The 6,591-nt window shown below is 72.7% G+C and carries 4 protein-coding genes and 1 rRNA gene; 4 read left to right on the top strand and 1 reads right to left on the bottom strand.

Annotated features, from left to right (window positions below; all coding sequences use genetic code 11):
- A 5S ribosomal RNA gene (rrf, locus tag ACF07B_RS42115) occupies positions 1-84 on the top strand; the annotation flags it as partial.
- A 125-nt stretch (positions 85-209) separates the two neighbouring features.
- Positions 210-2,828: a hypothetical protein gene (locus tag ACF07B_RS42110; protein WP_392182835.1), complete on the top strand. Its 2,619-nt coding sequence runs from the start codon at positions 210-212 to the stop codon at positions 2,826-2,828.
- Between the two features lie 88 nt (positions 2,829-2,916).
- On the opposite strand, the gene ACF07B_RS42105 is transcribed toward ACF07B_RS42110, so the two are convergent.
- A complete protein-coding gene (locus ACF07B_RS42105; protein ID WP_392182834.1) occupies positions 2,917-4,209 on the bottom strand; it encodes a DUF1015 domain-containing protein in 1,293 nt (430 codons plus the stop codon).
- Between the two features lie 72 nt (positions 4,210-4,281).
- Between ACF07B_RS42105 and ACF07B_RS42100 the strand changes: the two genes are divergently transcribed.
- Positions 4,282-5,310: an HAD hydrolase-like protein gene (locus ACF07B_RS42100; RefSeq protein WP_392182833.1), complete on the top strand. Its 1,029-nt coding sequence runs from the start codon at positions 4,282-4,284 to the stop codon at positions 5,308-5,310.
- Between the two features lie 229 nt (positions 5,311-5,539).
- Positions 5,540-6,583: a FecCD family ABC transporter permease gene (locus ACF07B_RS42095; protein WP_392182832.1), complete on the top strand. Its 1,044-nt coding sequence runs from the start codon at positions 5,540-5,542 to the stop codon at positions 6,581-6,583.
- Positions 6,584-6,591: the final 8 nt, after the last annotated feature.

Below are 6,591 nucleotides of genomic sequence, written 5' to 3'. Positions count from 1 at the left end.
TACATTCCGAACCCGGAAGCTAAGCCTCACAGCGCCGATGGTACTGCAGGGGGGACCCTGTGGGAGAGTAGGACGCCGCCGAACTAAAATTAGAGGACCCTTGGTCCCAGCGACTCGCTGGGCCCAAGGGTCTTTTTTTGTTTTGCCGAAGCGCGCCGGGTACCTGGCTGCGCGAGAATGACTTGCGGTACCGATGACAGGAGTCACCCATGTCCACCAACTCTCCCGACGAGCGACCGGAGCGCGACCAGCGCCGTCGTGACAGTGGTGACCGCGGTGACTACCGCGGCGGCCCGCGCCGAGACAACGACCGTGGCGGCTCCGGCCGGCGTGACGACAACCGCAGTGGCGGGGACCGTGGCGGCTTCCGTCGCGACGACAACCGCGGTGGCAGCACCAGCGGCGGCAGCGGCGGCGGCGCTCCCCGTGGCCGTGACGACCGGCGTGAGGGCGATCGGGGCGGCCGGCCGCCGTTCCGTCGTGACGACCGCGGTGGCAGCGGCGGCGGATTCCGTCGGGACGACAGCCGTCCGGCCTTCAACCGCGACGATCGGCCCAGCAGTCCGCGCCGTGACGACGACCGCGGCGGTTTCCGTCGCGATGACCGCGGCGGCAGCGGCAGTGGTGGCGGTGACCGCGGTGGCTTCCGCCGTGACGACAACCGCGGTGGCGGCGGTGACCGTGGAGGTTTCCGCCGTGACGACAACCGCGGTGGCGGCGGTGACCGTGGAGGTTTCCGCCGTGACGACAATCGCGGTGGCAGCGGCAGTGGTGGCGGTTTCCGTCGCGACGACCGCGGCGGCAGCGGCGGCGGCGACCGTCCGCCCTTCCGCCGTGACGACAACCGTGGCGGTGGCAGTGGTGGCGGAGGTTTCCGCCGTGACGACCGTGGCGGCAGCGGTGGGGGCGACCGTTTGCCTTTCCGCCGTGACGACAACCGTGGCGGCAGCGGCACCGGTGGCGGTTTCCGTCGCGACGACCGTGGTGGCAGTGCCGGCGGTGACCGTGGCGGCTTCCGTCGTGACGAGCGCCCCAGCAGCCCGCGCCGTGACGACGACCGCGGTGGCTTCCGCCGTGACGACAACCGCGGTGGCGGCAGTGGTGGCGGTTTCCGTCGCGACGACCGTGGCGGCAGCGGTGGCGGCGACCGTCCGCCTTTCCGCCGTGACGACAACCGTGGCGGCAGCGGCACCGGTGGCGGCTTCCGCCGTGACGACCGTGGTGGCAGTGCCGGCGGTGACCGTGGCGGCTTCCGCCGTGACGACCGCCCCAGCAGCCCGCGCCGTGACGACGACCGCGGTGGCTTCCGCCGTGACGACAACCGCGGTGGCGGCAGTGGTGGCGGCTTCCGCCGTGACGACCGCGGTGGCAGCGGTGGCGGCGACCGTCCGCCCTTCCGTCGCGACGACAACCGCGGTGGCAGCGGCACCGGTGGCGGTTTCCGTCGCGACGAGCGCCCCAGCAGCCCGCGCCGCGATGACGACCGCGGTGGCTTCCGTCGCGACGACAACCGTGGCGGTGGCAGTGGTGGCGGCTTCCGCCGTGACGACCGTGGCGGCAGCGGTGGCGGCGACCGTCCGCCCTTCCGTCGCGACGACCGGGACGCTCGTGGGGACTTCCGTCGCGACGAGCGGCCCAGCAGTCCGCGCCGTGATGATGACCGCGGTGGCTTCCGTCGCGACGAGCGGCCCAGCAGCCCGCGCCGTGACGACGACCGCGGTGGCTTCCGCCGTGACGACAACCGGGGCGGCGGCTTCCGTGACCGTGACGACCGGGGCGGGCGCCCCGGTGGCTTCCGCGGCCGTGACGACCGCGGCGGCGACGACCGGCGCGGTGGCGGCCGTTTCCGCGACGAGCGGGAGCGGGACCGTGAGCCGATCAAGCGGCTGCCCATCCCGGACGAGGTCACGGGCGATGAGATCGACCAGGACGTGCGCCAGGAGCTCCTGAGCCTGCCCAAGGGGCTTGCCGAGGACGTCGCCCGCAACCTGGTGATGGTCGCCCGGCTCATCGACGAGGACCCCGAGAGCGCCTACGAATACTCCAGGATCGCCCTGCGGCTGGCCTCGCGTGTGGCCGCCGTGCGTGAGGCGGCCGGTTTCGCCGCGTACGCGAACCAGAAGTTCAGCGAGGCGCTCGCGGAGTTCCGCGCCGCGCGCCGGATGACTGGCAGCGTGGAGCTGTGGCCCGTCATGGCGGACTGCGAGCGTGGCCTCGGCCGGCCCGAGAAGGCGCTGGAGATGGCCGGGGCGCCCGAGGTGCAGAAGCTGGACAAGGCGAGCCAGGTCGAGATGCGGCTCGTGGCCGCCGGTGCCCGGCGTGACATGGGCCAGCTCGACGCGGCCATCGTCACCCTGCAGAGTCCGGAGCTCGCCTCGAACTCCGTTCAGCCCTGGACCGCGCGACTGCGGTACGCCTACGCCGACGCGCTCCTCGCCGCCGGACGGGAGGGCGAGGCACGCGATTGGTTCGCCAAGACCGTCGAGTCCGACAAGGACGGCAGCACGGACGCCTCCGACCGCCTCGCCGAGATGGACGGTGTCGAGTTCGTCGACGTCCTCGTCGAGGACGACGACGAGGCCGGGAGCGGGGAGACCCCCGTGACCGCGACGGAGATCCACGTCGAGGCCGAGGCCGAGGCCGAGCACCAGGACGCGGACGACGCGGACGAGGACGAAGACGAGGATGCGGACGACGAGATCGAGTCCGTGACCACGGACGTGACCACGGACGTGACCACGGACGACGTCGACGCCCTCGATGAGGACGACGACGCGGACGAGAACGAGGACGACGAGGACGACGCCCCTCACCGTCCGCAGAGCTGACGCCGGACATCGCGGCGCAAACACGTGGGCGGCGGGACACCGGAAGGTGTGCCGCCGCCCACGTGGCGTTTCCGGGGACCGCGCCCTTTCAGGGAGCGAGCGCCCGCAGGACCAGCCCGGACGCCGGCTTCGGCCCGAAGGAGGTCGACTTGCGCGGCATCGTGACCCCCTGGCGCGCGAGATCCCGTACGACGTCCTCGCGGACCGGGTGCATCAGGACGGCCGTGCCTCCGTCGCGTTCCGCCTTCTCGACCGTGGCGTTCGTGTCGTGGATGTACGCGATGTCTGCGGGGGAGTCCTCCGGGATGCCCCACACATGGTCCAGGAGAGTGGCGTGCAGGACCGTGGCGTCCAGCGAGCGCCAGGCCTCCGGGTGCTCGGCCGGGATCGTCCGGGCGAGGAGGTCCGGCGACGGGCGGTCGACGAGGTGGTAGGAGCCGTCGCCGGCGAGGAGGAACGCGTTCCCCTCGGAGGCCGCCGAGGAGAGGGCCTCCAGCGCCTCGGCGAGGGGCACGTCGAGGCGGCGTACCCGGAAGGAGTCGCCGAGGGCGGCCAGCGCCTCGGCGACCGGCAGGCGGTGCAGCAGGCGGTGGATGGCCCGGACGCGCAGGGGGTAACGGGCGGTGTCCACCAGAAGGACCAGACCGTAGTCCCACGGGCTGGGGGAAGGATGCTCCGCGCGTAGACGCAGATAGGTCGCCCAGCGATGGTGGCCGTCGGCGATCAGGGCCTGGTGCCGGCCGAGGTCCGTGCGGATCTCCGAGAGCTCCGCCGGGTCCGTGACCGCCCACAGCCGATGGCTGACGCCGTCCTCCGTGGTGGTGGACAGCAGCGGCGGCAGGATCGCGGTGCGTTCGATGACGGCGGCGGTGCCGAATCCGGAACCGTTGCCGCGATAGGTCAGCAGCAGGGGTTCGAGGTTGGCGGACGTGGCGCGCATCAGGGCCGCGCGGTCCGCGATGACGTGGGGCATCACGTCCTCGTGCGGGAGCACGACACCGTCGGCCGGATCGGACAGACGCAGATTACCGATCACGCCCCGTTGCAGCAGGTCCCCGTCGCGCTGCTCGTACACGTACAGGCCCGGCTCGGGATCGGCGGCCAGGACGCCCTCCGACAGCCAGCGGCGCAGCGTTTCGGCGGCCTGCCGGTTGCGGGCGGCGGGGGTGCCGTCCTGCGGGAGGATCAGCCGGACGATGTTGTACGGGTCGGCCGATTCGAGTTCGAGCAGTCCGTCGGGCCGCACGATCACGTCGTACGGCGGGGACGTCACGGCGGCCAGGCTGCCGACCCGGTCGGGGTCGTAGCGCAGGCCTCGGAACGGGGTGAGTTCGAGGCCGCTCCCTGCCGGTGTTTCCTCCTCGGGACCTGCATAGTTCATTGGGGCATCGTAAGTGTGTCAGTGGCATGCGCGATGATCGGGGCAACGGGATCGAACGAGGAGCGATGCGCAATGAGCCAGACCGTCAGGACGCGGCCCGAGGGCAGTGGGCAGGCCCTGAGCGAGGCGTACGACACGGCGCTGCTGGACTTGGACGGCGTGGTGTACGCGGGCGGTGACGCCATCGCCCACGCCGTCGATTCGCTGGCGACGGCGCGCGCGGGCGGCATGCACCTCGCGTACGTCACCAACAACGCGCTGCGCACCCCGGACGCGGTCGCCGGGCACCTCACGGAGCTGGGCATACCGACGGTGGCGTCGGACGTGATCACCTCGGCGCAGGCCGTGGCCCGGCTCATCAGCGAGCAGGAGCCGGCGGGGGCGCGTGTGCTCGTCATCGGCGGCGAGGGTCTGCGGGTCGCGCTGCGCGAGCGCGGGCTGGAGCCCGTCGACTCGGCGGAGGACGAGCCCGTCGCGGTCGTCCAGGGGTACGGCGGTCCCGATCTGACCTGGTCCCGCTTCGCGGAGGCGTGCTACGCCATCGCGCGCGGGGTTCCCTGGTTCGCCTCCAACACGGATCTGACGATTCCGGGCGCGCGCGGGATCGCGCCCGGGAACGGCGCGGCGGTGGAGGTCGTCCGCATCGCCACGGGTGCCGAGCCGCAGGTGGCGGGCAAGCCGCTGCCCCCGATGCACCGCGAGACGATTCTGCGGACCGGGGCCGAGCGGCCGCTGGTGGTCGGGGACCGGCTGGACACGGACATCGAGGGCGCGTTCAACGGAGAGGTGGACTCCCTGCTCGTCCTCACCGGAGTGACGGACGGGGCACAGCTTCTCGCCGCGCCGCCGCGGCACCGGCCGACCTATGTCGACGCCGATCTGCGCGGGATGCTCACCGGACAGCCCGAGGTCGTCGAGGCGGGCGACGGGTTCCGCTGTGGCGGCTGGACGGCGACGGCGGGCGGCCAGGAACTGGAGCTGACGGGCGAGGGCGAGGCCCTCGACGGACTGCGGGCCCTGTGCGCGGCGGCGTGGACGGCCGCAGGGGAGAGCACGTGCGAGCTGGACGGGGGGAAGGCGCTGGCTCGGCTGGGCTTCTAGGGCCTGTCCGACCGGACCGGGGCCGGGATCGGACCTGGAGTGCACCGGGGCCGGACCAGGAGCGCTCAGGGACCGGTTCCTGCCGGTCCAGGCGCCGGGACAGGGCATGGGGCCGGTGCCGGTGCTCGCACGGGGCCGGGGCGGTGGGGTGGCTGACCTGGGCCTCGGCGTGCGGCCGGGTGCGCGGACACCTCGAAACGCTGACGCGAGGGTAGGCTAACCTAACCTCGTGTTGGTCGACAGTCCTCCTGAACAGCGCGCGGAAACCGCCCCCGCGCCCCCAACCCGCCGGGCGATACGGACCTTCGGGCTCCTCGTCTCCGTGGGCGTCCTGCTGTTGGTCGCGCTGGCGAGTGTCGCGATCGGCGCGAAGGCGCTGCCGCTGGACCAGGTGTGGCACGGCCTGTTCCACGACTCGGGGACGTACGCCGATGTCGTGGTCGGCGACCGGATCTCGCGCACCGTGCTCGGGCTGCTGGTCGGCGCCGCGCTCGGACTGTCCGGTGCCGTCCTCCAGGCGCTCACCCGCAATCCGCTGGCCGACCCCGGTCTGCTCGGGATCAACGCGGGTGCTTCCGCCGCCGTCGTCACCGCGATCACCTATTTCGGCGTCACCTCACTGAGCGGCTACGTCTGGTTCGCCTTCGTCGGCGCGGCCGCGGTCGGAGCGCTGGTCTGGTTCCTGGGCGGAAGCCGGGGCGCGACCCCGGTGCGGCTCGCGCTCGCCGGAACCGCCATCAGCGCCGCGCTCTACGGCTATCTCCAGGCCGTGATGATCATGGACGACGCGGCGCTCGGCAAGATGCGCTTCTGGACCGTCGGCTCGCTCGCCTCGGCGACCGACTCGACGATCACGCAGGTGGCCCCCTTCCTCGCCGTCGGCACGCTCCTCGCGCTGGGTCTCGCCCGGCCGTTGAACGCGGTGGCCATGGGCGACGACACCGCGCGGGCGCTCGGCGCCAACCTGAACCGCACCCGCGCGCTGTCGATGGCCGCCGCGACCGTGCTCTGCGGCGCCGCGACCGCCGCCTGCGGACCGATCGTGTTCGTCGGGCTCATGGTCCCGCACGCCGTCCGCTCCTTCACCGGGCCCGACCTGCGCTGGATCCTGCCGTACGCCACCGTCCTGTCGCCCGTGCTGCTGCTCGGCGCCGACGTCCTGGGGCGGATGGTCGCCCGGCCGGCGGAGCTTCAGGTCGGCATCGTCACCGCGGTGCTGGGCGGTCCGGTCTTCATCTTTCTCGTACGGCGACGGAGGACGGCGCAGCTGTGACGACCCCA

It is taken from the genome of Streptomyces sp. NPDC015532 (assembly GCF_043078065.1).
In the GTDB taxonomy this organism is placed as follows: Bacteria; Actinomycetota; Actinomycetes; order Streptomycetales; family Streptomycetaceae; genus Streptomyces.
This window is presented reverse-complemented; position numbering and strand designations above follow the sequence as displayed.

Excerpts from the sequence above, each read along its gene's own strand:
- ACF07B_RS42110 (WP_392182835.1), top strand. The coding sequence starts at position 210 with ATGTCCACCAACTCTCCCGACGAGCGACCGGAGCGCGACCAGCGCCGT.
- ACF07B_RS42100 (WP_392182833.1), top strand. The coding sequence starts at position 4,282 with ATGAGCCAGACCGTCAGGACGCGGCCCGAGGGCAGTGGGCAGGCCCTG.
- ACF07B_RS42105 (WP_392182834.1), bottom strand. The coding sequence starts at position 4,209 with ATGAACTATGCAGGTCCCGAGGAGGAAACACCGGCAGGGAGCGGCCTC.